This is a genomic window from Caballeronia sp. AZ1_KS37 (assembly GCF_023631165.1).
Classification (GTDB): Bacteria; Pseudomonadota; Gammaproteobacteria; order Burkholderiales; family Burkholderiaceae; genus Caballeronia; species Caballeronia zhejiangensis.
In genome coordinates this window covers 172610-195595 of record NZ_JALQDP010000011.1, presented here as the reverse complement: position 1 = coordinate 195595, position 22986 = coordinate 172610, and the positions used below count along the sequence as shown (strand labels likewise).

At 62.9% G+C, this 22986-nt stretch carries 25 protein-coding genes and 5 tRNA genes; 25 read left to right on the top strand and 5 right to left on the bottom strand.

The features are described 5' to 3' along the window. The 4 genes from NCS00_RS08885 to NCS00_RS08870 all read left to right on the top strand — a co-directional run. Positions 1-233 (top strand): hypothetical protein (locus NCS00_RS08885; RefSeq protein ID WP_250439917.1); only part of this gene is annotated, 233 nt, incomplete at its 5' end. 78 nt (positions 234-311) lie between these two features. Beyond that, positions 312-1175, top strand: a complete 864-nt coding sequence (gene imuA, locus NCS00_RS08880) for a translesion DNA synthesis-associated protein ImuA (protein WP_008349189.1) — start codon at positions 312-314, stop codon at positions 1173-1175. Next, positions 1120-2679, top strand: coding sequence for a Y-family DNA polymerase (locus NCS00_RS08875; RefSeq protein ID WP_404989930.1), 1560 nt, complete (start codon positions 1120-1122; stop codon positions 2677-2679). The genes imuA and NCS00_RS08875 overlap by 56 nt, the downstream gene beginning before the upstream one ends. 6 nt (positions 2680-2685) lie before the next feature. After that, positions 2686-6138 carry an error-prone DNA polymerase gene (locus tag NCS00_RS08870; RefSeq protein WP_008349191.1) on the top strand — a complete coding sequence of 1151 codons (3453 nt, stop codon included), beginning with the start codon at positions 2686-2688 and terminating at the stop codon, positions 6136-6138. Here NCS00_RS08870 and NCS00_RS08865 read toward each other — a convergent pair. Together NCS00_RS08865 and NCS00_RS08860 are read right to left on the bottom strand one after the other, a co-directional pair. Beyond that, the gene (locus tag NCS00_RS08865; RefSeq protein ID WP_250439915.1) at positions 6132-7070 is read right to left on the bottom strand and encodes a dTDP-4-dehydrorhamnose reductase family protein; all 939 of its coding nucleotides are present in this window, start codon (positions 7068-7070) and stop codon (positions 6132-6134) included. The genes NCS00_RS08870 and NCS00_RS08865 overlap by 7 nt on opposite strands. Then, positions 7067-7273 carry a heavy-metal-associated domain-containing protein gene (locus NCS00_RS08860; RefSeq protein ID WP_008349193.1) on the bottom strand — a complete coding sequence of 69 codons (207 nt, stop codon included), beginning with the start codon at positions 7271-7273 and terminating at the stop codon, positions 7067-7069. Before NCS00_RS08860 ends, NCS00_RS08865 begins: the two co-directional genes overlap by 4 nt. Positions 7274-7370: 97 nt before the next feature. Here NCS00_RS08860 and cueR point away from each other — a divergent pair, with 97 nt between their 5' ends. Then, on the top strand, positions 7371-7757 hold the full coding sequence (cueR, locus tag NCS00_RS08855; RefSeq protein ID WP_008349194.1) for a Cu(I)-responsive transcriptional regulator: 387 nt from the start codon (positions 7371-7373) through the stop codon (positions 7755-7757). 234 nt (positions 7758-7991) lie between these two features. Next, positions 7992-8138, top strand: a complete 147-nt coding sequence (locus NCS00_RS08850) for a DUF3563 family protein (protein WP_008349196.1) — start codon at positions 7992-7994, stop codon at positions 8136-8138. Between the two features lie 96 nt (positions 8139-8234). Here NCS00_RS08850 and copM read toward each other — a convergent pair whose 3' ends face one another. Then, positions 8235-8633, bottom strand: coding sequence for a CopM family metallochaperone (gene copM, locus NCS00_RS08845; protein WP_008349197.1), 399 nt, complete (start codon positions 8631-8633; stop codon positions 8235-8237). A gap of 113 nt (positions 8634-8746) precedes the next feature. On the opposite strand from copM, the gene NCS00_RS08840 reads away from it, so the two are divergent. Next, the gene (locus NCS00_RS08840) at positions 8747-9118 is read left to right on the top strand and encodes a hypothetical protein (RefSeq protein WP_008349199.1); all 372 of its coding nucleotides are present in this window, start codon (positions 8747-8749) and stop codon (positions 9116-9118) included. Between the two features lie 14 nt (positions 9119-9132). Here the strand turns inward: NCS00_RS08840 and NCS00_RS08835 are convergent, their stop codons facing one another. Beyond that, a complete protein-coding gene (locus NCS00_RS08835; protein ID WP_250439914.1) occupies positions 9133-9978 on the bottom strand; it encodes a 23S rRNA (adenine(2030)-N(6))-methyltransferase RlmJ in 846 nt (281 codons plus the stop codon). A gap of 289 nt (positions 9979-10267) precedes the next feature. On the opposite strand from NCS00_RS08835, the gene NCS00_RS08830 reads away from it, so the two are divergent. From NCS00_RS08830 to iscX, 11 genes are all read left to right on the top strand, one after another. Further along, positions 10268-11062 carry a 3-hydroxybutyrate dehydrogenase gene (locus tag NCS00_RS08830; protein ID WP_250439913.1) on the top strand — a complete coding sequence of 265 codons (795 nt, stop codon included), beginning with the start codon at positions 10268-10270 and terminating at the stop codon, positions 11060-11062. Between the two features lie 14 nt (positions 11063-11076). After that, positions 11077-12297 carry a DUF3734 domain-containing protein gene (locus NCS00_RS08825; RefSeq protein WP_250439912.1) on the top strand — a complete coding sequence of 407 codons (1221 nt, stop codon included), beginning with the start codon at positions 11077-11079 and terminating at the stop codon, positions 12295-12297. A 121-nt stretch (positions 12298-12418) separates the two neighbouring features. Then, complete coding sequence (locus NCS00_RS08820) at positions 12419-12901, top strand: low molecular weight protein-tyrosine-phosphatase (RefSeq protein WP_250439911.1); 483 nt, start codon at positions 12419-12421, stop codon at positions 12899-12901. A gap of 131 nt (positions 12902-13032) precedes the next feature. Then, positions 13033-13560 (top strand): Fe-S cluster assembly transcriptional regulator IscR, encoded by a 528-nt coding sequence (iscR, locus tag NCS00_RS08815; RefSeq protein ID WP_008349204.1) that lies wholly within the window; start codon positions 13033-13035, stop codon positions 13558-13560. 82 nt (positions 13561-13642) lie between these two features. Next, complete coding sequence (locus NCS00_RS08810) at positions 13643-14866, top strand: IscS subfamily cysteine desulfurase (protein ID WP_008349205.1); 1224 nt, start codon at positions 13643-13645, stop codon at positions 14864-14866. Between the two features lie 48 nt (positions 14867-14914). Continuing rightward, positions 14915-15343, top strand: a complete 429-nt coding sequence (iscU, locus tag NCS00_RS08805; protein ID WP_008349206.1) for a Fe-S cluster assembly scaffold IscU — start codon at positions 14915-14917, stop codon at positions 15341-15343. Positions 15344-15393: 50 nt separating this feature from the next. Beyond that, positions 15394-15717 (top strand): iron-sulfur cluster assembly protein IscA, encoded by a 324-nt coding sequence (iscA, locus tag NCS00_RS08800; protein ID WP_008349207.1) that lies wholly within the window; start codon positions 15394-15396, stop codon positions 15715-15717. An 83-nt stretch (positions 15718-15800) separates the two neighbouring features. Next, on the top strand, positions 15801-16328 hold the full coding sequence (hscB, locus tag NCS00_RS08795; RefSeq protein WP_008349209.1) for a Fe-S protein assembly co-chaperone HscB: 528 nt from the start codon (positions 15801-15803) through the stop codon (positions 16326-16328). A 37-nt stretch (positions 16329-16365) separates the two neighbouring features. Further along, positions 16366-18231 carry a Fe-S protein assembly chaperone HscA gene (gene hscA, locus NCS00_RS08790; RefSeq protein ID WP_250439909.1) on the top strand — a complete coding sequence of 622 codons (1866 nt, stop codon included), beginning with the start codon at positions 16366-16368 and terminating at the stop codon, positions 18229-18231. 27 nt (positions 18232-18258) lie between these two features. Beyond that, on the top strand, positions 18259-18600 hold the full coding sequence (gene fdx, locus NCS00_RS08785; protein ID WP_008349211.1) for an ISC system 2Fe-2S type ferredoxin: 342 nt from the start codon (positions 18259-18261) through the stop codon (positions 18598-18600). A gap of 14 nt (positions 18601-18614) precedes the next feature. Then, on the top strand, positions 18615-18812 hold the full coding sequence (gene iscX / locus NCS00_RS08780) for a Fe-S cluster assembly protein IscX (protein ID WP_008349212.1): 198 nt from the start codon (positions 18615-18617) through the stop codon (positions 18810-18812). Between the two features lie 92 nt (positions 18813-18904). On the opposite strand, the gene NCS00_RS08775 is transcribed toward iscX, so the two are convergent. Beyond that, positions 18905-19879, bottom strand: a complete 975-nt coding sequence (locus NCS00_RS08775; protein WP_250439922.1) for a patatin-like phospholipase family protein — start codon at positions 19877-19879, stop codon at positions 18905-18907. A 158-nt stretch (positions 19880-20037) separates the two neighbouring features. On the opposite strand from NCS00_RS08775, the gene gltX reads away from it, so the two are divergent. From gltX to NCS00_RS08740, 7 genes are all read left to right on the top strand, one after another. Then, on the top strand, positions 20038-21447 hold the full coding sequence (gltX, locus tag NCS00_RS08770; protein WP_250439907.1) for a glutamate--tRNA ligase: 1410 nt from the start codon (positions 20038-20040) through the stop codon (positions 21445-21447). Between the two features lie 136 nt (positions 21448-21583). Next, positions 21584-21659 (top strand) — tRNA-Ala (locus NCS00_RS08765). A 164-nt stretch (positions 21660-21823) separates the two neighbouring features. Then, positions 21824-21899: transfer RNA gene (locus tag NCS00_RS08760), tRNA-Glu, on the top strand. A 70-nt stretch (positions 21900-21969) separates the two neighbouring features. Beyond that, a tRNA-Asp gene (locus NCS00_RS08755) sits at positions 21970-22046 on the top strand. A gap of 72 nt (positions 22047-22118) precedes the next feature. Then, positions 22119-22194: transfer RNA gene (locus NCS00_RS08750), tRNA-Glu, on the top strand. Positions 22195-22263: 69 nt separating this feature from the next. Beyond that, a tRNA-Asp gene (locus NCS00_RS08745) sits at positions 22264-22340 on the top strand. Positions 22341-22515: 175 nt separating this feature from the next. Beyond that, entirely contained in the window at positions 22516-22980 is a 465-nt protein-coding gene (locus NCS00_RS08740) for a GNAT family N-acetyltransferase (RefSeq protein ID WP_008349215.1), read from the top strand. Positions 22981-22986: the final 6 nt, after the last annotated feature.

The following is a 22986-nucleotide window of genomic DNA, read 5'->3' as shown; positions in this document are numbered from 1 at the left end:
GGACCGTGAAACGACTCCACGCCGATGATAGTGCGGATACCCGTGTGAAAGTAGGTAATCGTCAGGCTCCTCATGCTCCAAACAAAAACCCCACCCCAAAAGGTGGGGTTTTTGCGTTTGAAGCGCGGTATCTGCAAATCCGCGAAGTGCGCGCTGCGACTCGCCTCGCGCCCCATCGGCGCATCCTTCCATCCGCCCAGCTGTTTACCCTCGCCCGCAAAAATACTGTATAAATATACAGTAAACCGGAGGCCCACCGAGCGCTTGCGCCATGAGCAGGCCCCTGTATTCGCGTCGGACGGGGAAAACTCATGGGTGCAGCACTTTCATTGCTCGACATCGGGCTGACATCGCATCTGCAGCGTCAGGTCTGGCAGGGCAGTCCGGTCAACGATCCCGATTCGAACATCATCTCGAGCGGCTTTCGAGCGCTCGACTTGGCCTTGCCCGGCGCAGGCTGGATGCCCGGCTCAGTCACCGAGTTGCTGATCGAAGAGAGTGGCGTAGGCGAAATCAGACTGCTCGCGCACTCGATCCGCGAACTGACAGCAAGCAAAGGCCGCTCCGTCATCTTCGTCGCGCCACCGTGGAAGCCCAATCTGGCCGCGCTTCGGACGATGAACATCGCGGTGAACAAGCTGGTCTGGGTCAAAGCGGCCGAGGATCAGGTGCTCTGGGCCGCGGAGCAGTCGTTGAAGCAGGAAGGCATCGGCGCAGTGCTGATCTGGCTACCACAAGTCGATGCCAAAGCCTTGCGAAGACTGCAGGTGGCGGCTCAGGAAGCGCAGTCGCTGGCATTTCTGTTCCGCCCGCTCAAAGCGGCGAAGCAATCCTCCGCTGCGCCGCTGCGCATGGTCTGCAAGCCGATACTTCCCGCCAACGCGCAGACGATGAACCGTCGCGAATGGATGCAGGCCGTCATGCTCGAAATCGACATCATCAAGCGGCGCGGCCCATTGCTCGGCAAGCCCTTGCAGTTGAACTTGCCGCTGCAGATGCCTGCGCTGCCCGAACATATTCGTCGGGCGCATCAGGCAAGGAAAGCACGAGAGGTCAAACATGTTGTGGATAGCGGTGACATTGCCGCTTTTATCGCTCGAAGCCGTCAGGCCGCCTTCGATGCCCTCAGCGCCGGCGAACTCGACATCGCCTGGAGCGAGCTCGACGGCGAATGACAATATCGATCAGTCATGCTTCGCGCTAGCCGATCACGCGCGCGTCCTGATGCCCGATCTCGTCGCGTTTCGGCTCGGCGTGCGGCCCGGCAGCACGCGCTCGCATGCGTTCGCGCTCGCGCCCCAACTGACGTTGCTTGCCGTCGACATTCGCGAGGAGCAGAACGCGCTCGAAGCCGTTGCGCTGGCGCTGCTCGCGTTCACGCCCAAAGTCGTGCTCGCGCATGCGAATACGGTACTGCTCGAAGTCGGCGCCAGCATGCGGCTCTTCGGCGGATTGCGCGCGTTGCTGTCCAGAGTGACATCGACGGTTAAAGGATGTGGCTTCACGTCCCGCATGGGCTGCGCGCCGACAGCGTGGGGCGCGTGGCTGCTGGCGCACGCGCGCACGCGCCGGGTCGCGCGGCGCGTACGCATCGTGAAAGAGACGACGCTCGTGCACGTACTCGATGAGTTGCCCGTATCGCTCATCCCATCGGCGCACTCGCACGGCAACGTGTTCGAGCAGATCGGTTGCGCGACGCTCGCCGATTTGCGTCGTCTGCCGCGCAAGGGCGTCGCGCGCCGCTTCGGGCAAGGCGTTCTGCAATGGCTCGCGCAAGCGTACGGACAGGCGCCCGACCCGCGCGAGGCATTTTGTGCGCCGGCGTCGTTCGAAGCGCGGCTCGAATTGCAGGCGCGCGTGGAAAGCGCCGAGGCGCTGCTGTTCGCCGCGCGCCGGCTCGTGCTGCAACTCGCCGGCTGGCTCTCTGCGCATCATGCGGCGGTCAGCGAATTTTCCCTCTTGCTCGAACACGAACTGGCCGCCCGTCACGCGCCGAAAACGTCGACATTCAAGGTGGCGTGGGCCGTGCCGACGCGCGACGCCGACCACATCCTGTGGCTCTTGCGCGAGAAGCTGAATCAGACGACGCTCGCCGCGCCCGTCATCGAGATGAAACTCCTGGCCGACAAGGTCAGCGAGTATGCGCCGCCGCCCGACACCTTGTTTCCGATGCCTGGTTCCGACAGCGAATCGATGGCGCAACTGCTCGAACGCCTGAGCGCGCGGCTGGGCGCGGAGAACGTGGTGCAACTGGTCGCGCGCGACGATCATCGGCCCGAGGCGGCGATGACCGTCGAACCTTATAAGCCCGCAAGCGAAACGAAATCCAAGCGCGGAAAAAAGTCGCCGAAGACGCAAACGGCAAGGGCAGAAACAGAACCCGAAGTGCAAACGGAGTCAAACGAACCGCTCGAACTTCCCGATCTCGCCGTGCCTCAGCAGCCGCGTCCGTCGTGGATACTCGAAACGCCGCAAAAGCTGATGCTGCGCAACGAGCGGCCGTTCTATCGGCGTCCGTTGAAGCTGATCAGCCGGACCGAGCGTATCGAGGCGGGATGGTGGGACGGCAACGGCGTCCAGCGCGATTACTACGTCGCCGCCGACGATCGCGGGCGCATGTTCTGGCTCTATCGCGAACGTCTTACGGGCGACTGGTTCCTGCACGGTTTTTTCGGATGATGCGCGATGGATGATCTGAACGACATCATCGGTCTGGATGGAGACAACGCGTTTCCCGGCTCGATGTCGGCGTCGGCGTTGTTGCCCGGTTATGCCGAACTGCATTGCCTGAGTAACTTTTCGTTTCTGCGCGGCGCATCGCATCCGCAGGAACTGGCGGCGGCCGCGCTCGAACACGGCTACACCGCGCTCGCGATTACGGATGAATGCTCGCTCGCGGGCGTCGTGCGCGCGCATGCCGCGATCAAGGACATCGAGGCGAAGGCGCAAGCCGACGCCGAAGCCGCGCGGCTTGCCGGCGAGCCGCCGCCCAAGAGCCAGGATCTGAAGCTGATCATCGGCAGCGAACTGCATCTCACGGACGCCGATGGCGAGCCGTTCTGCACGCTTATCGCGCTCGCGACGAATCGGGCGGGCTACGGCAACCTGTCCGAGCTGATTTCGCACGCGCGCGCGCGTTCGCCGAAGGGCAGCTATCGGATCGGTCCGGAAGACTTCACCGATCCCGCCGCTTCATCCGATACATCGGACTTGCGCGGCGATATCGCGCATCTGAAGCACTTGCCCGATTGCCTGCTGATTCTCGTGCCGCAGCGCGCAGCGACGCTCGCCGATACGCTCGATCGCGCGCACTGGCTGGCCGGTTTCGCCGCGGGCCGCGCGTGGCTCGCGCTGGAGCTCTGGCAGGACGGCAGCGACGACGAGCGTCTCGCTTCGTGCCGCGTGATCGCGCAGGCGAGCGGATTGCCGCTCATCGCGGCAAGCGGTGCGCTGATGCACGCGCGCTCGCGCAAGCCCTTGCAGGACACGCTCACCGCGATTCGCCTGAACCGGCCGCTCGCCGAATGCGGCTATGCGCTCGAAGCGAACGCGGAGCGGCATCTGCGCACGCGGTTGCGCATCGGCGCGCTTTATCCGAAAGAGGCGATCCGGGAAACGTTGAAGGTGGCCGCGCGCTGCACCTTCTCGCTCGACGAACTCAAGTACGAATATCCCGAGGAACTGGTGCCGCCCGGCGAGACGCCCGCGAGCTATCTGCGCAAGCGGGTGATGGCGGGCGCGCTGCAGCGCTGGCCGAACGGCATGGACGCCGAGACGATCGGTCTCATCGACAAGGAACTGGCGCTCGTCGCGAAGCTGGAATACGAGAAGTACTTCCTGACGGTCTACGACATCGTCGCGTTCGCGCGCAGCAAAGGGATTTTGTGTCAGGGACGCGGCTCGGCGGCGAATTCGATCATTTGTTATTGCCTCTTCATCACCGAGCTCGATCCGGTGCGGATGGGTCTTCTGATCGAGCGCTTCATCTCGCAAGCGCGCAACGAGCCGCCCGACATCGATGTCGATTTCGAGCATCAGCGGCGCGAGGAAGTCATCCAGTACATCTATCAGAAGTACGGGCGGCATCGCGCGTCGCTGGCGGCGTCGCTCATCACGTATCACACGCGCAGCGCGCTGAAGGATGTCGGCAAGGCGCTCGGGCTCGATGCATCGCTGATCGAGCGCATCGGCAAATCGCAGCAATGGTGGGACGGGCCGTCGGCGGTGGCGGGTTATCTCCGGGAAGCCGGCTTCAGCGACGATTCGCACGTCACGAAGCATCTGATCCGGCTCACGCGCGAGTTGCGCGGCTTTCCGCGGCATTTGTCGCAGCATGTCGGTGGCTTCGTGATCGCGCGGGAACGTCTGTCGCGGCTCGTGCCGATCGAAAACGCCGCGATGAAGGACCGCTGCGTGATTCAATGGGACAAGGACGACATCGATCAGCTGAAGCTCCTGAAAGTCGACGTGCTCGCGCTCGGCATGCTTTCGGCGATCCGGCGCGCGCTCGAATTCGTCGCGCTGCGGCGCGGCGTGCCGGGCTTCGGGCTGTCGCATATTCGTCGCGAGGACAAGGCCGTCTACGAAATGTGCTGCCGCGCGGACACCATCGGCGTGTTTCAGATCGAATCGCGTGCGCAGCAGAGCATGCTGCCGCGCTTGCGGCCTCAGAAGTATTACGACCTCGTCATCGAAGTGGCGATCGTGCGGCCCGGCCCGATCCAGGGCGGCATGGTGCATCCGTATTTGCGCCGCAAGCAGGGCCTGGAAGAGGAGGATTATCCGAAAGAGGAACTGCGGCCGGTGCTCGGCCGCACGCTCGGCGTGCCGATCTTTCAGGAGCAGGTGATGAAGCTCGCGATGGTCGCGGCGGGCTACACGGCGGAACAGGCCGATCAGTTGCGCCGCGCGATGGCCGCGTGGCGCCGCGGCAGTCATCTGGAAAAGTATCAAGCCGATCTCATGCAGAAGATGCTCGCGCGCGGCTACGAGCACGATTTCGCCGCGCGCGTGTGCAAGCAGATCGAGGGTTTCGGCGAATACGGCTTTCCTGAGAGTCACTCGGCGAGCTTCGCGCTGCTCGTCTATTTCAGCGCGTGGATCAAGCGTTACGAGCCCGCGGCGTTTCTGGCCGGCCTGCTGAACAGCCAGCCGCTCGGCTTTTATTCGCCGTCGCAACTCGTGCAGGACGCGCGGCGTCACGGCGTGCCGGTGTTCGCGCCCGATGTTTCGCTGAGCGATTGGGAGTCGGTGCTGGAAGCGCGCGCCGGCGATGGCGAGCGCATCGGGTTCGATGCCGGCAAGGAGCGGCGGCGTCAACAGTTTTACGGCGCGGCAGAGTCGGATCGCGTGTTCCGGAAGACCGTGCAGCGAGCGGCGCGCAGGCTCAGAAAGCGCGTCGAGCTGGATGGACGGCAATACGGCGCGAAAGGGCCAGGCGTGCGGATCGGCCTGCAACTGATCAAAGGTCTGCCGCAAGCGGCGGCCGAGCGGATCATGGCCGCGCGCGCAGAAGCGCCGTTCATCGATGTCGACGATCTCACGCGCCGTGCCGCGTTGTCGCGCCGCGAACTCGAAGCGCTCGCGGCGGGCAATGCGCTCGCGAGCATTGCAGGACACCGGCGTCAGGCGTGGTGGGCGGTCACCGCACAGCAGCGCGCGCCGGAATTGCTGCGCGACGCGCCGATGAGCGAGGCGCCGCTGCTGTTGCCGGAAGCATCGGAAGGTCGCGAAATCGTCGACGATTACGCGAGTCTCGGGCTCACGCTCAATCGGCATCCGCTCGCGCTTTTGCGCGCGAAGCTCGCGCGTATGCGCTTCAAGACCGCGGCCGAACTCGCGGATATCAGAAACGGGCGCTTCGTGCGGGCGTGCGGCATCGTGACGGTGCGGCAGCGGCCGGGCACGGCCAACGGCACGATTTTCGTATCGATCGAGGACGAAACGGGCGCAATCAACGTGATCGTCTGGCCGGGGCTCGTCGAGAAACAGCGCAAGGTGCTGCTAGGCGCGTCGCTGCTCGGCGTGCACGGCGTCTGGCAAATGGAAGGCGAGGTGCGCCATCTGGTGGCGCAGCGGCTCGAAGACCATAGTGCTTTGCTCGGCCGCCTGGCCGCGCCGAGCCGCGATTTTCACTGAGATGAGACGTCCGGATACTTCGCGAGCAGTCTGCCGATCGCGATGTCGAACGGCGTGCGCCGGCGGATGCCCAGCGCTTCCAGCCGGCCGGAATCGAGATGACAGTCGCGCGGGCGCGGCGTCGCGTCCGCGGGCGTGCGCTGCGCAACGAGCTTCGCGTCCACTTTCAGTGCTCGCGCGATGCGTTCGGCGATATCGAACTTCGTCATCGGCTCGTCGCCGGACCATTGCGTGATCCCGGAAATCGTCGCGCCTTTCGCGTGATGTTCGAGCATGCCGCGAATCACCACGGCGACATCGGGCGTGTATGTCGGATAACGCGTCGCCCAGGCGTCCATCGAGGCGGGCGCGCCGGCCGCCTCGGACGATTTCACGATCGCGGGCGTGAGGCTCGTCACCGCAGATTCGCTCCAGTCGGTGAACGGCCCGTAAAGCAGCGGCAGACGCAGCACGCAGGACATCGGATCGCTCGCGAGCAGCGCGCGTTCGCCGTCGAGCTTGCTCTGGCCGTAGGCGTTGAGCGGCGCGGGCGCGTCGTCGGGCAAATAGGGCGGCGACGCGCCGTCGAAGACGTAGTCGGTCGAAATCGACAATACCCATGTGCCGAGCGCGCGCGCTTCGGTGGCGATCACGCTCAACGCCTCGACATTCAACGCGCGCGCGAGCGCCGGATCGTTTTCGCAGATGTCCGGACGCCGCTCCGCTGCCGCGACCACGATCGCATCCGGCGCGAGATCGCGCACGAACGCGCGTACCGCGTCATGGTCGAGCAGGTCGAGCTTCACGCTCGCGGCGTCGGCGCGCCGGTGAGCCGTATGCACGACGCGCCACGTCTGCGTGCTGGCCGCGCTCGCCAGTTCCGTGGCAACCGCCCGGCCCAGCAACCCCGACGCCCCGATCAGCGCGACGGTAAAGCGCTCGTTTTGCCTCATGCCGAAGCGACGCCGACGACCGTATAGCCGGCCTCGTCGATGGCTTCCTTGAGCGCATCGTTCGATTTTGCGGATTCGACGGCGACCTTGCCTCGCTCCAGATCGACGCGAACTTGCGCTTGCGGATCGATTTCCTGAATCGAGCGCGTCACAGCGGCGACGCAGTGCTGGCAACTCATGCCCTGAACTTCGAATTCGGTCATTGCTGTTTCCCCTTGAAAAAGTCCGGATCAACGACATCGTATACCTTGCCATCATGGGAAGGTGTAGAGTCGGAATGACATTTTTCAGGAGCAGACGATGAATATCGGCGAAGCGGCCCGCGCCTCGGGCGTGACCGCGAAAATGATCCGCTACTACGAGAGCGTCGGATTGCTCAATCCGGTCGGACGGACGTCATCGGGATATCGCGTGTATGGCGATCACGAGGTCCACGCGCTGCGTTTCGTGCGGCAGGCACGCCGGCTCGGCTTTCTCGTCGACGATATCCGCAAGCTGCTCGCCTTGTGGCAGGACCGGTCGCGGGCGAGCGCGGAGGTGAAGTCGATTGCGCTGGAACATGTTGCGGAACTGGACCGGCGGATCGCCGAATTAACCGAGATGCGCGACACGCTGTCGCATCTGGCTAATCATTGTCACGGCGACGCGCGGCCGGATTGCCCGATATTGGACAAGCTGGCGCAGTAATGCACGAAAATGGTGCGTCTGCAACGACCAGATTGTTGGCAATGAGCGAATTCATACGAGAAATCAGTGGATTAAGCAAGAATGCAGCCTGCACCATTCCGAATCCGAATGCACACTATTCAAGCATTTCACTACCCCGGCACGGACGTTCTCCCCTATAATCCGGGTATTCCCTAACGCGGGTAATCCCTGACCCGAACCGCCAGGGATCTTTCGAAGACCTTGGAGAACACCATGTTTGCATTCCTCATCGAAAAACTGAGCATCTGGTTTGAAGCCGCCGAGCAGCGCCGCCGCGAAGCCTATCTTGCGCAATCGACGGACATCGTCCAGCTTGAACAGCGCATCCGCTCGCTGGAAACGAACGGCTACAACGCTTAAGCGTTTCGTTCCTGGCGTCGAACACGCCCGATGTGAAAGCAAAAGCCCCGCAATTGCGGGGCTTTTGCTTTTTGCTCGTCACGTGAGCGGAGCGTTTTACTGCTTGTGCGGATGCTGCTCCAGCCACTGTTTCATGAATGCGATTTCCTTGTTCTGCGCGGCGATGATGTCCTTCGCCAGCTTGCGCAGCTTGGCGTCCTTGCCGTACTTCAGTTCGACCTTCGCCATTTCCACCGCGCCCTGATGATGCGGAATCATGTGCGCGACGAAATCCCGGTCGGCGTCCCCCGTGTACTCGATGCTCGACATGCCCGACATCATTTTCTGATCGGCGGCCTGGAACGCGGCGGTGGACGAGACGTCCGTCGGCTTCGGCTCGTGCTGTTCCATATTCATGCCTGGCATTGCATCGCTCGCCGGCGCGGCGGTCTGGGCATTCACGCTTGCGCTGCAGAGGATGGTGAAGATGGCAAGTGCGATTCTTGTTGATTTCATCGTATCTCCTGTGGAAGGGGCGGTTGCAAGGCTGCTTATGTGTCGAACCACCTAGCCTAAAGCTTGCCACCGGGGTAAGGTAAAGCGGTTTCGTCTACACAAAAGAGCGCGCGATGCCAGGCCATATCAATGACACGACGAATATCGGGTTCCGCCATCGAATCACGAAAGTCACGCAGGTTTGCATCGCGCTCGCCGCAGTCTTGCCCGGCTCGCAACCGGCGCTCGCCAAGCCGGGCGGCGAACCGCTCGTACTCGATACGCAAACCGGTATCCACAGCGGCGTGAGCGGCACGGTGCTCCAGAGCGGCCCGCTCGGCGGCCCGGGCATGGTGCCGATGGCGACATTGCCCGGCATCCCGCAGGAGGCTCAACCGCCCATCGTCGTTTCACCATACGTCGAATATTCAAGCGGACAGAACACGGTGCCCGTTCAGCCTGGCGGCGGCGTGCGCCCCAGAACTCCGCGCGCGCCTCATCCCTGACCGCGAAACCGTGCTCAGTCGGCGCGATGTTCAAGCTTGAACGAAGCGTTGCCGTCCTCGCCGAGCGCGTCGACGAGGTAGGGCAGTGATTCCTTCAGTTCCTTCGCCAGCGTGTAGGGCGGGTTGATTACGAACATGCCGCTGCCGAACAACCCGAAGCCGTCCGTCGGCGGTTTCCTCACCGTGAGGGCCGCATGCAGCCAGCCGTTCGGCTGGATCGCCGTCAACTGATCGGCGAAACGCTGCGACTCCTGGCGCGTGACGATCGGGTACCAGACCGCATACGTTCCGGTCGAGAAGCGCTTGATACTTTCTTCGAGGCACGTAATCGTGCGGGCGTAGTCGCGCTTGTCCTCGTACGACGGATCGATCAACACGAGCGCACGCCTCGGCGGCGGCGGAAGAATCGCCTTGATGCCGTCGAAGCCGTCGCCTTCGTAGATCATCGCGCGCCGGCCGGCATCGCGGAAATTGTGGCGCAGCACGTCGATTTCCGTGCTGTGCAACTCGAAAAGCCGCATGCGATCCTGCTCGCGCATCGTGCGCCAGGCCAGATAGGGCGAGCCGGGATAGAAACGCAGACCGCCATCGGGATTCAATGCCTTCACTTCGTCGACATAGTCGGCGAGCAGCGCCGGCAGGTCGCCGCGATCCCAAAGCTTGCCGATGCCCGTCTCGAACTCGGCGTTCTTCGTCGCGAAGCCTTCGGTGAGCGAATACACTCCGGCGCCGGCGTGCGTGTCGACATACCAATACGATTTGTCCTTCTGGCCGAGATAGCGAAGCATCTGAATGACGATCGCGTGTTTCAGCACATCGGCGTGGTTGCCCGCATGAAAGGCGTGACGGTAACTGAGCATGACAGGAGGCCCGCGTCGGGCGCGAGAAGCAAAATGAAAAGGTGCGGCGGAAGGGCGCCTATTCTAGCCGACCCCGTGCGCTGCATGACTCACGACGCCCAGCGCGTGCTGCGGCGCATTGCGTCCTTCATGCACAATAACCGCTCCCGGACTTTCATGAACAGTCGGCCGAATGGCCTAAGCGTTCTGAGTTTCGCCCGACTTTTCCTATGCCGAACGGCCAGCTTGATAGCCGTGCCGACGGATGTTGTCATACACCCGATGTCTTCCCACTGGATAGGAGGTTCGCATGTCATCAAACGGTAAGCTCGACGGCAAGACCGCGATCGTGACGGGCGCGGCGAGCGGTATCGGCAAGGCTATCGCGTTCACGCTCGCCGGCGCGGGCGCGGCGGTCGCCATCGCCGATCTGAATCAGGCGGGCGCGGACGCGGTCGCCGAAGAGATCCGCGGCAAGGGCGGCAAGGCTATCGGCATCGCGATGGACGTGACGAACGAAGACGCCGTCAATCAGGGCATCGATCGCGTCGCTGCGGAACTGGGCTCTGTGGACATCCTCGTGTCGAACGCGGGCATTCAGATCGTCAATCCCATCGAAAACTACGCGTACGCCGACTGGAAGAAGATGATGGCGATCCACGTCGACGGCGCGTTTCTCACCACCAAAGCCGCGCTCAAGCATATGTACAAGGACGATCGCGGCGGGGTAGTGATCTATATGGGTTCGGTGCATTCGCACGAGGCGTCGCCGCTGAAGTCCGCCTATGTGACCGCGAAACACGGACTGCTCGGCCTCGCGCGCGTGCTGGCGAAGGAAGGCGCGAAGCACAACGTGCGCTCGCACGTCGTCTGTCCGGGCTTCGTGCGTACGCCGCTCGTCGACAAGCAAATTCCCGAGCAGGCCAAGGAGTTGAAAATCAGCGAGGAAGAAGTCGTCAGGCGCGTGATGCTCGGTGGCACGGTCGATGGCGTATTCACGACCGTCGAGGACGTCGCTCAGACCGTGCTCTTCCTTTCCGCGTTCGAAACGGCGGCGCTGACGGGGCAATCGTTCGTCGTGAGTCACGGCTGGTTCATGCAATAAGGAGAACGCGCGGGATGTCGGAAATCGAGAACGAAGAAGTCATAGGACGGGAAAGCGCGCGGACTCGGGCGTCCGCCGGGCAGCAAGCCCGCGTGCACCTGCCTCCCTACGAGACGATCGCGCTCATGCTCCAGGGCGGGGGCGCGCTCGGCGCCTATCAGGCGGGCGTCTATCAAGGGTTGCACGAGGCGGACATCCATCCGAACTGGATCGCCGGCATCTCGATCGGCGCGCTCAACACGGCGATCATCGCGGGCAACGCGCCCGAGCATCGCGTGACGCGTCTGCTTGAATTCTGGGAGACGATCTGCCGGCCCGCGTTCGGTTTCCCGTTGCCCGCGTTCCTCGAGCGCGCGCTATTCGATTCCGCCGACGAAATCCGCAAGGCGTTCACCGCGATGCAGGCTTTCGGTGCGATCGTCGAAGGGCAGAAGGGATTTTTCATCCCGCGCTTTCCGCCGCCGTCGCCGATCGCGTCGAGCTCGCCGCAGACCGCGAGCTATTACGACACCACGCCGCTCAAGGCCACGCTCGAGCGGCTTTGCGACTTCGACCGCATCAATTCCGGCGAAACGCGCGTGTCGGTAGGCGCGGTGAACGTCGCGACCGGCAACTTCGCGTATTTCGACAACACGCAGATCCGCTTGCGCGCCGAGCATTTCATTGCCTCGGGCGCCTTGCCGCCGGGCTTCGCCGCAGTCGAGATCGACGGCCAGTTCTATTGGGACGGCGGTCTCATGTCGAACACGCCGCTCTACGAAATCGCGCAGGCGACGCCGCGCCGCGACACGCTCGCCTTCCAGGTCGATCTGTGGAGCGCGCGCGGGCCGGTGCCCGACAGCATCGTCGACGTGATGGGGCGCGTGAAGGACGTGCAGTATTCGAGCCGCACGCGTCTCGTCACGGATCAGATGCAGCGCGCGCAGCGCTACCGTAACGTGTTGCAGCACGTTCTCGATCTCGTGCCCGAAGACGTCCGCGAGAGCGACGAATGGTGCAGGCTCGCCGCCGAACTGGCATGTTCGAAGCGTTACAACATCATCCACCTGATATACCGGCAAAAAGAGTACGAGGGGCATTTCAAGGACTACCAGTTCGGCTTTTCGACGATGCGCGAACACTGGGAAAGCGGTCTCTCCGATATGCGCCGCACGCTTGCGCATCGTGACTGGCTCGACATGCCCAACGGCGAGTCGCGCTTCATCACGCACGACATCCATCGGGACGAGCGCTGAAAGCGTTGCGCAAGATGGAATGAGCCGTGTGGGCGAGAATTTGTGCCCCTTTGTATAATTCGGGACGCATTCCGGTGCTGTTTCTATCGACGCCGGACATCACGACTTTTCCCGGCTTTAGATGAACTCGATCGCGGTCTGCTTCGTCTGTCTCGGCAATATCTGCCGCTCGCCCAGCGCGGAAGCGGTGATGCGCGATCTCGTCGAGCGCGCGAAACTGGCTGAGCGCATCGTGATCGATTCGGCGGGCACCGGCGACTGGCACATCGGCGAGCCACCGGACGAACGCGCGCAAAAGGCAGCGAAGAAGCGCGGCTACGATCTGTCGAAGTTGCGCGGCCGTCAGGTCGCCGCGGCCGATTTCGCGCGCTTCGATCTGTTCATCGTCATGGACGACGCCAACGCCGCCGCCTTGGCGGAAGTCTGCCCGTCCGAGCACCGCGACAAGATTCGCCTGCTGATGGAGTTCGCGACGCGCGACGACAGCCGCGTGGTGGTCGATCCCTATTTCGGTGGCAAAGAGGGCTTCGAAAAAGTGCTCGACCAATGCGAGGACGCATGTGAAGGCTTGCTGAAAGCCTTACGCGCTCAGTTGACTGCCTGAGCGGCGGCGCGGCCGCGCGATCCGAAAAAAACGCGTTAAAAGACTACTTATCTCGCCCCGGATACTTGACTAAAAACGTGGGCTATTTATACTTGACGAAAACCATCGAGTATTAGCGTTAGCCCCCAATTATGAGACTCACCACGAAAGGCCGTTTCGCCGTCACGGCGATGATCGACCTGGCGCTGCGCCAGGAGCAGGGCCCGGTGACGCTGGCAGGCATCAGTCAGCGCCAGCGCATCTCGCTTTCCTACCTCGAACAGCTCTTCGGCAAGCTGCGGCGGCATGAGATCGTCGAATCGGTTCGCGGACCGGGCGGCGGCTACAACCTCGCGCGCCGCGCGGAGAACGTCACGGTTGCCGACATCATCATCGCGGTCGACGAGCCGATCGACGCCACGCAGTGCGGCGGCAAGGGCACGTGCGAAGGCACGAAGCAGCACGACGGCCACTGCATGACGCACGAGCTCTGGGCGACACTGAACCAGAAGATGGTCGAGTATCTCGATTCCGTCTCGTTGAAGGATCTGGTCGACCAGCAGCGTGCGCGCGAAGGTTCGTCGGCGGTGCTGCGCGACCGGCGCGCGGAATCGGCTGGCGTCGAGGCCGCGCGTGTCGTGCCCAAGGGGCCGAATTCCATTTTCAATCTGGCCGGATGACATAAACCGCGCCGGCGCGAGCCGCGCGCGCAGACGAAAGCGTCCCAGCCAAGAGCTTTGACCGATTTTCCCGGAGCGACTGATGAACAACGATATTCCCCACCTGCCCATTTACATGGACTACAGCGCGACGACCCCCGTCGATCCGCGCGTGGTGGACAAGATGATTCCGTATCTTCGCGAGCAGTTCGGCAATCCGGCCTCGCGCAGCCACCAGTACGGCTGGGATGCGGAGCGTGCGGTCGAGGAAGCGCGCGAGAACGTCGCGGCGCTCGTGAATTGCGATCCGCGCGAGATCATCTGGACGTCGGGTGCGACGGAATCGGACAACCTCGCCATCAAGGGCGCGGCGCACTTCTACAAGAGCAAGGGCAAGCACATCATCACCGTGAAGACCGAGCACAAGGCCGTGCTCGACACCACGCGTGAGCTGGAGCGCGAAGGCTACGAAGTCACGTATCTCGACGTGAAGGACGACGGTCTCATCGATCTGGAAAAGTTCAAGGCGGCGATCCGTCCGGACACGATCCTCGTCTCCGTGATGAGCGTGAACAACGAAATCGGCGTGATTCAGGACATCGAGGCGATCGGCGAGATCACGCGCGAGAAGGGCATCATTTTCCACGTCGATGCGGCGCAAGCCACCGGCAAGATCGAAATCGATCTGCAAAAGCTGAAGGTCGATCTGATGTCGTTTTCGGCTCACAAGACGTACGGTCCGAAGGGCATCGGCGCGCTGTATGTGCGTCGCAAGCCGCGCGTGCGCATCGAAGCGCAGATGCACGGCGGCGGTCACGAGCGCGGCATGCGTTCGGGCACGCTCGCGACGCATCAGATCGTCGGCATGGGCGAAGCGTTCCGCATCGCGCGTGAGGAAATGGCGACGGAGAACGAGCGCATCCGCATGCTGCGCGACCGTCTGCTGAAGGGGCTGCAGGACATCGAAGAGGTGTACGTCAACGGCGACATGGAACGCCGCGTGCCGCACAACCTCAACATCAGCTTCAACTTCGTCGAAGGCGAATCGCTGATCATGGCGGTGAAGGACGTCGCGGTGTCGTCGGGTTCGGCGTGCACGTCGGCGTCGCTCGAGCCCTCTTATGTGCTGCGCGCGCTCGGCCGTAACGACGAACTCGCGCACAGCTCGATCCGCTTCACGGTCGGCCGCTTCACCACCGAGCAGGACGTCGACTATGTGATCAACCTGCTGAAGAACAAGATCGCGAAACTGCGCGATCTGTCGCCGCTCTGGGAAATGCACAAGGACGGCATCGACATCTCGACCATCCAGTGGGCTGCGCACTAAGCGACCACTGAGCGCCACGCGACACCGAATATTAGGAGAGTTTGAATCATGGCTTATAGCGACAAGGTTCTGGACCACTACGAAAACCCGCGTAACGTCGGCTCGTTCTCGAAGGACGACGACACCGTCGGCACCGGCATGGTCGGCGCGCCGGCGTGCGGCGACGTGATGAAGCTGCAGATCCGCGTGGGCGCGGATGGCGTGATCGAGGACGCGAAGTTCAAGACCTACGGCTGCGGCTCGGCGATCGCATCGAGCTCGCTCGTCACCGAATGGGTGAAGGGCAAGACGCTGGATCAGGCGCTCACCATCAAGAACACGCAGATCGCCGAAGAACTGGCGCTGCCGCCGGTGAAGATCCACTGCTCGATCCTCGCGGAAGACGCGATCAAGGCGGCGGTTGCGGACTACAAGCAGCGTCATGGCGTCGCGGCGCCGGAAGCGGCAGCGGCGGAATCGAAGCAGGCAGCGGCGTAATTGTGACGACGGGCGTCCGGGGCGGCGCCCCGAAGAGAGAAGCGAAGACTATGGCAATCACGTTGACGGATAAAGCGGCACAACACGTACAGAAGTATCTGACGCGGCGCGGCAAGGGCGTCGGCTTGCGGCTGGGCGTGCGGACGACGGGCTGTTCGGGCCTCGCGTACAAGCTCGAGTATGTCGACGAGCTCGCACCGGAAGACACCGTGTTCGAGTCGTCGGGCGTGAAGATCGTGATCGATCCGAAGAGTCTTCCGTATCTCGACGGCACCGAGCTGGACTTCGCCCGCGAAGGCCTGAACGAAGGCTTCAAGTTCAACAATCCGAACGCGAAGGACGAATGCGGCTGCGGCGAATCGTTCCGCGTCTGACGGGAATGACGCCGGCGGTATCGGCAAAAGAGGCGGCGCGTGCCGCCTTTTTCATTCGCGCACACTGAATTCACAGACATAGCATGGCCACGCTCACCGACAGTCACTTCGATCTCTTCGATCTGCCGCAGACCTTCGCCGTCGACCAGCAGAAGCTCGACGACGCTTATCGCACCGTGCAGGCGCAAGTGCATCCGGACCGTTTCGCCGCGGCCGGCGATGCGCAGAAGCGTCTCGCGATGCAGTGGGCCACGCACGCGAACGAGGCGTATCAGACGCTGCGCGATCCGCTGAAGCGCGCGCGCTATATGCTCGCGCAGCGCGGCATCGACGTCGGCGCGGAGAACAACACCGCGATGGAGCCGGCGTTCCTGATGCAGCAGATGGAATGGCGCGAAAATATCGAGGATGCGGCGAACGCGAAGAACATCGGTGCGCTCGAAGCGCTGCTCGACGAACTGCGCGACGAAGAGCGCATGCGCTTCACCAAGCTCGAGGCGCTGATCGACAGCAAGTCGGATCAGGCGGCGGGCGAGGCCGTGCGTCAGTTGATGTTCATCGAACGCGTGGCGCATGAAATCGGCGCGCAGATCGAACGGCTCGAACACTAAAGGCAAACGCGCCGCATACAACCTCATAAGACCAACGATGGCTTTACTGCAAATCTCAGAACCCGGCATGGCGCCGGCGCCGCATCAAAGGCGCGTGGCGGTCGGCATCGATCTCGGCACGACGAACTCGCTCGTCGCGGCCGTGCGCAGCAGCGTGCCCGAAGCGCTGCCCGACGAGGACGGCCACGTGCTGCTGCCGTCGGTCGTGCGCTATCTGGAGAAGGGCGGACGGCGCATCGGCCGCGCCGCGAAGGAAGAAGCGGTCATCGATCCGCGCAATACGATCGTCTCGGTCAAGCGTTTCATGGGCCGCGGCAAGAGCGAGGTCGAGGGCGCGGAGAACGCGCCGTACGATTTCATCGACGCGCCGGGCATGGTGCAGATTCGCACCGTCGACGGCGTGAAAAGCCCGGTCGAAGTATCGGCGGAAATTCTCGCGACGCTGCGTTATCGCGCGGAAGACACGCTCGGCGAGGATCTCGTCGGCGCGGTGATCACGGTGCCCGCCTATTTCGACGAAGCCCAGCGTCAGGCGACGAAGGACGCGGCGAAGCTCGCCGGCCTGAACGTGCTGCGCCTGCTCAACGAGCCGACCGCAGCCGCGATCGCTTACGGTCTCGATAACGGTGCGGAAGGCCTCTACGCCGTCTACGACCTCGGCGGCGGCACATTCGATCTGTCGATTCTCAAGCTCACGAAAGGCGTCTTCGAGGTGCTCGCGGCGGGCGGCGATTCCGCGCTCGGCGGCGACGATTTCGATCACGCGCTGTATCGGCACGTCTTGACGGCGGCGGGCGTGTCGGTCGATGCGCCGGAAGACGTGCGCCTGCTGCTCGATCTCGTTCGCAACGCGAAGGAAGCGCTGTCGTCGACGAACGAAACGCGCGTCCAGGCGACGCTCTCGACCGGCCAGCAGATCGATGTCGCCGTGACCGAAGTCGAGTTCGCCGCGCTGACCGAGGCGCTCGTCGCGCGCACGCTCACGCCGACGAAAAAGGCGCTGCGCGATGCGAAGGTCGCCGCGAAGGACATCAAGGGCGTCGTACTGGTTGGCGGCGCCACGCGCATGCCGGTGATCCGCCGCGCGGTCGAAACGTTTTTCGGCCAGCCGCCGCTCATCAATCTCGATCCAGATCAGGTCGTCGCGCTGGGCGCTGCGATTCAGGCCGATCTGCTCGCGGGCAACCGTCGCGGCGAAGGCGACGACTGGCTGCTGCTCGACGTGATTCCGCTGTCGCTCGGCGTCGAAACGATGGGCGGCCTCACCGAGAAAATCATCCCGCGCAATTCGACGATCCCGACCGCGCGCGCGCAGGATTTCACGACCTTCAAGGACGGCCAGACCGCGATGGCGATCCACGTCGTGCAGGGCGAGCGCGAACTCGTGTCCGATTGCCGGTCGCTCGCGCGCTTCGAGTTGCGCGGCATTCCGCCGATGGCGGCGGGCGCGGCGCGCATTCGTGTGACCTATCAGGTCGACGCGGACGGTCTCTTGTCCGTGTTCGCGCGCGAGCAGATGTCGGGCGTGGAGGCGTCGGTGGTCGTGAAGCCGTCGTACGGACTCGCCGACGACGAAGTCGCCCGCATGCTCGAAGAGAGCTTCAAGACCGCCGAGACGGACATGCGCGCGCGTGCGTTGCGCGAGGCGCAGGTGGAAGCGGAGCGTCTCATCGAAGCGACGCATGTTGCGCTCGAAACCGACGGCGAACTGCTCGACGACGATGAACGCGCGCAAATCGTCGCGCTCGTGACCGAACTGGCGGCGCTCGCGAACGGCGATTCGGTCGAGAAGATCGAAGATGCGACGAAGACGCTCGCCACCGGCACCGATGAATTCGCCGCGCGCCGCATGAACAAGAGCATCCGCCGCGCGCTCGCGGGCCGCAAGCTCGACGACGTCTAAATCATCCTATTCGAGAAATTACGAAACATGCCTCAAATCGTTGTGCTGCCTCACGTGGAGCTTTGCCCGGACGGCGCGGTGATCGACGCCGACATCGGCAAGAGCATCTGCGACAATCTGCTGGATCACGGCATCGAGATCGAGCACGCCTGCGAGAAATCGTGCGCGTGCACGACGTGCCACGTCATCATTCGCGAGGGCTTCAACGCGCTCGAGCCGTCCGAGGAAGACGAGGACGATCTGCTCGATAAAGCGTGGGGTCTCGAACCGACATCGCGGTTATCATGTCAGGCAATGGTGCCTGCCGACGAGGATCTGGTGGTCGAGATCCCGCGGTACTCCATCAATCACGCCAAAGAAAATCACTGACAGGAGGCTCGCCCATGAAGTGGACAGATACCCAGGAGATCGCGATGGCACTCACCGACGCGCATCAGGATGTCGATCCCCAATATGTGCGTTTCACTGACCTGCATCGCTGGATCACCGAACTCGACGGTTTCGACGACGATCCCGAAAAGTCCAACGAGAAGATTCTCGAGGCAATCCAGGCGGCCTGGATCGAGGACGCGGACTACTGACCGGTTCTAATTCGCCATGACGGCGGCTTCGTGAGAAGCCGCCGTTTTGTTTTGCGGGCATTCTTTGCGCCGATGCTTCGCATTGCAGAAGTTCAGACCTTCGCGCCGCGCTCCGCGAGCTGTCGCTGCAACGTCGGCCACATCTTGGCGACGGCTTCCTCGCCCGCGAGAATCGATGCATTGCGCTGGCTGAAATCGCTGCTGCTCATCGCGTTGAGGTTGGGGCGGACGACCGCGTTCGCGTATTTGTCGAGCTCGTAGGCCTTGATGGTCTGGCCCATGATCGTGAAGGTCTGCATCAGCACGTCGAACGAGCTCGATGTCAGCCCGCTTTCCGGCCGCGCCGAAATATCGACGGCGATCACGAAATCCGCGCCCATCTTGTGCGCGAACGCCGCTGGCACCGGACTCACGAGCCCGCCGTCGACATACTCGCGATCGCCGATCTTCACCGGCTCGAAAATCGACGGCACGCTGCACGACGCCCGCACAGCGACGCCCGTGTTGCCGCGCTGAAAGAGAATCGGCTGGCCGCTCTTCAGATCCGTGGCGACGATGCCGAGCGGCTTCGCCATCTTTTCGATCGGACGGTTGTCGAGCGTCCTGTTCAGGTAGTTCTGCAGCGCGACGCCTTGCAGGATGCCGCGCGCGCGAAAGGGCATCGCCCAGTCGCTGATCGAGGCTTCGTCCATCGTGAGGGCGAGCTTGTTGATCGCGATGCCGCTCATCCCCGATGCGTACAGCGCCGCGATGACCGAGCCGGCGCTCGTGCCCGCGACGAGATCCACGCGCACGTTGCGCGCCTCGAGCGCCTTGATCACGCCGATATGCGCGAAGCCGCGCGCGGCGCCGCCGCCGAGCGCGAGCCCGATACGCATCGGTTGTTGCGGTTCTGCCTTCGGCGGCGCCGGCGGCGTGACGATTGCCGTTTCGCCTGAATTGCCGCCGCTCGTGGTGGTGCAGGCGGCGAGAACGGACGACGCGGCCGCGAGCGAAAACGCGCGGCGCGAAAGGCGGGGTGACGATGAACTTAAAGTGTGCTCCAGCGGTGCGGCGGGTTCCGGCAGGCCCGTCGATGCGGGCGTTCGGGGAGATCTTGAAAAGCGCGCACATCATAAAACAAAAGGCGCGCGGACCGGCGCGAAGCGGGCGGCGAGTATAATTTCGTCTCATTTTGCGCGGCATTTCAGCGCCTGGCGCACTGCCATTCATCGAGTAAACAGCAATGACCACCCAAGTCCGCACACGCTTCGCTCCGAGTCCGACCGGCTTCATCCATCTCGGCAACATCCGCTCCGCGCTCTATCCGTGGGCGTTCGCGCGCAAGATGAAGGGCACTTTCGTGCTGCGCATCGAGGACACCGATCTCGAGCGCTCCACCGATGCGTCGGTCGATGCGATTCTCGACGGCATGGCGTGGCTCGGGCTCGATTTCGACGAAGGCCCGTTCTATCAGATGCAGCGCATGGACCGTTATCGCGAGGTCATCGCGCAGATGATGGAAAAGGGGCTCGCGTATCACTGCTACATGTCGACGGAAGAGCTCGACGCGCTGCGCGAGCGTCAGCGCGCCGCGGGCGAGAAGCCGCGCTACGACGGTACGTGGCGCCCCGAGCCGGGCAAGGTGCTGCCGCCGGTTCCGGAAGGCGTGAAGCCTGTCGTGCGCTTTCGCAATCCGCTCTCGGGCACGGTCGCATGGGACGACGCGGTGAAAGGCCACATCGAAATTTCGAACGAGGAACTCGACGACCTCGTGATCGCGCGCCCCGACGGCACGCCGACGTATAACTTCTGCGTGGTCGTCGACGATCTCGACATGAAGATCACGCATGTGATTCGCGGCGACGATCACGTCAACAACACGCCGCGTCAGATCAACATTTTGCGCGCGCTCGGCGGCGAGGTGCCGGTGTACGCGCATCTGCCGACCGTGCTGAACGAGCAGGGCGAGAAGATGAGCAAGCGCCACGGCGCGATGAGCGTGACGGGCTATCGCGACAATGGCTATCTGCCGGAAGCGGTGGTCAACTATCTGGCGCGCCTCGGCTGGTCGCATGGCGATGCGGAGATTTTCTCGCGCGAGCAGTTCGTCGAATGGTTCGATCTCGAGCATCTCGGCAAGTCGCCCGCGCAGTACGACCACGACAAGCTGAACTGGCTCAACGCGCACTACATCAAGGAAGCGGACAACGCGCGTCTCGCCGAGCTGACGAAGCCGTTCCTGCTGCAGGCCGGTATCGATGCCGCGGCGATCGACGGCGGCGCGCCGCTCGATCAGGTGATCGGGCTCTTGAAGGACCGCGCATCGACGGTGAAGGAAATCGCCGATAACGCCGCCATGTTCTATCGCGAGCCGGTGATCGAGGCGGATGCCTTCGCGCAGCACGTCACCGATGCGGTGCGTCCGGCTATCGCGGACCTGCGTGCGGCGCTCGCGAACGTCGAGTGGACCAAGGAAGCGATCGCGGCCGCGCTCAAGGCGACGCTCGCCGCGCACAAGCTGAAAATGCCGCAACTCGCGATGCCGGTGCGCCTGCTGGTCGCGGGCACGACCCACACGCCGTCGATCGACGCCGTCCTGATGCTCTTCGGACGCGATGTCGTGTTGGCGCGTCTGGAAAAGGCGGCGGGTTGAGGTCCGCGCAATGGATCGCGGGGCGTGATCCATTGCGCGCATCGGCGTCTGTCGAGGCAAAAAAGTTTCACTGAAGTCGTCAGAGGGTATTTACAACTTCGAAAACGCCCTATACAATCTCGTTTCTGTTCTGCAAGGGGGTATAGCTCAGCTGGGAGAGCGCTTGCATGGCATGCAAGAGGTCAGCGGTTCGATCCCGCTTACCTCCACCAAGAACAGCAGAAAGCAGTTGAAGTAGTGCGAAGCTTGTTCTCCGGAAACGGAAGTCGCAAAAAATACTTCACAAGTAACACGAAGTTGTATAGAATTTCGGTCTTCGCTGATCGGCGGCAAGTAGATCAGCGGAGCAGTAGTAAAGACAGAATCACAAGTTTCTGTCCCCTTCGTCTAGAGGCCTAGGACATCACCCTTTCACGGTGAGTACAGGGGTTCGAATCCCCTAGGGGACGCCAGAACATCGGCGGCTGCTAGTAGAAAGCGCTGCAAGTTCACAGGTGACACTGTGAACGGATGAAAAGAAGTGGAGCGGTAGTTCAGTTGGTTAGAATACCGGCCTGTCACGCCGGGGGTCGCGGGTTCGAGCCCCGTCCGCTCCGCCAACACTTGCGAGCAGAAACACTCCGGCTAATGAGAGCCGGTTTTTTTTCGCCGCAGGGTGTGCAGAAGTTGAAGTCCCCTTCGTCTAGAGGCCTAGGACATCACCCTTTCACGGTGAGTACAGGGGTTCGAATCCCCTAGGGGACGCCAGAACATCGGCGGCTGCTAGTCAAAAGCGCTGCAAGTTCACAAGTGACACTGTGAACGATCAAAAGAAGTGGAGCGGTAGTTCAGTTGGTTAGAATACCGGCCTGTCACGCCGGGGGTCGCGGGTTCGAGCCCCGTCCGCTCCGCCAAGCTGTTTTAAGGAAATCCAGCCTTCGGGCTGGATTTTTTTTGCCCGCTTTCCGCCGCTCGCCATATCCGATTCCCTTTCGTACGCGTTCCCTGCGCATTCGACCGTGATAATGGCCATTGCCAGCCCGCGCACACTGTCTTAGTGTTTAGGCACCTGTTTCTCGTGCCCGTGCGATGCTCGACCCGACCGAAGACCTCTCGCTCTATCAACTGCGCCAGGCGAACATGGCGGACTTCGCCTTCGCCGAAGCGCTCACGCACGACAACATGGTGGGCTACTATCGGCGTCACAATCTCGTGTGGCGCGGCGATCTTTTCCTTTCCAGCTGGCGCGAGTCCGAAAATTTCATCCTGCAGGCGGATGGCGTTCCGATTGGCGTCATGCGTGTCACCGAGGAAGACAATTCGCTGCATATTCGCGACGTGCAGATCGCGAAGGGCTATCGTGGACACGGCGCCGGGACCTTTCTGCTTAACACGGCGCATCGATGGGCGAGGGCGCGCGGGCTCGCCGAATGTCAGTTGCGCGTGTTCGTCGATAACCCCGCGGCGCGTCTTTACATTCGGCTCGGATACCGGCCGGCCGGACCGCGGCTCGCGCAGCTCGGCGCAATCCGGCACATGGTGCGGCGCGTCTGAAGAAAG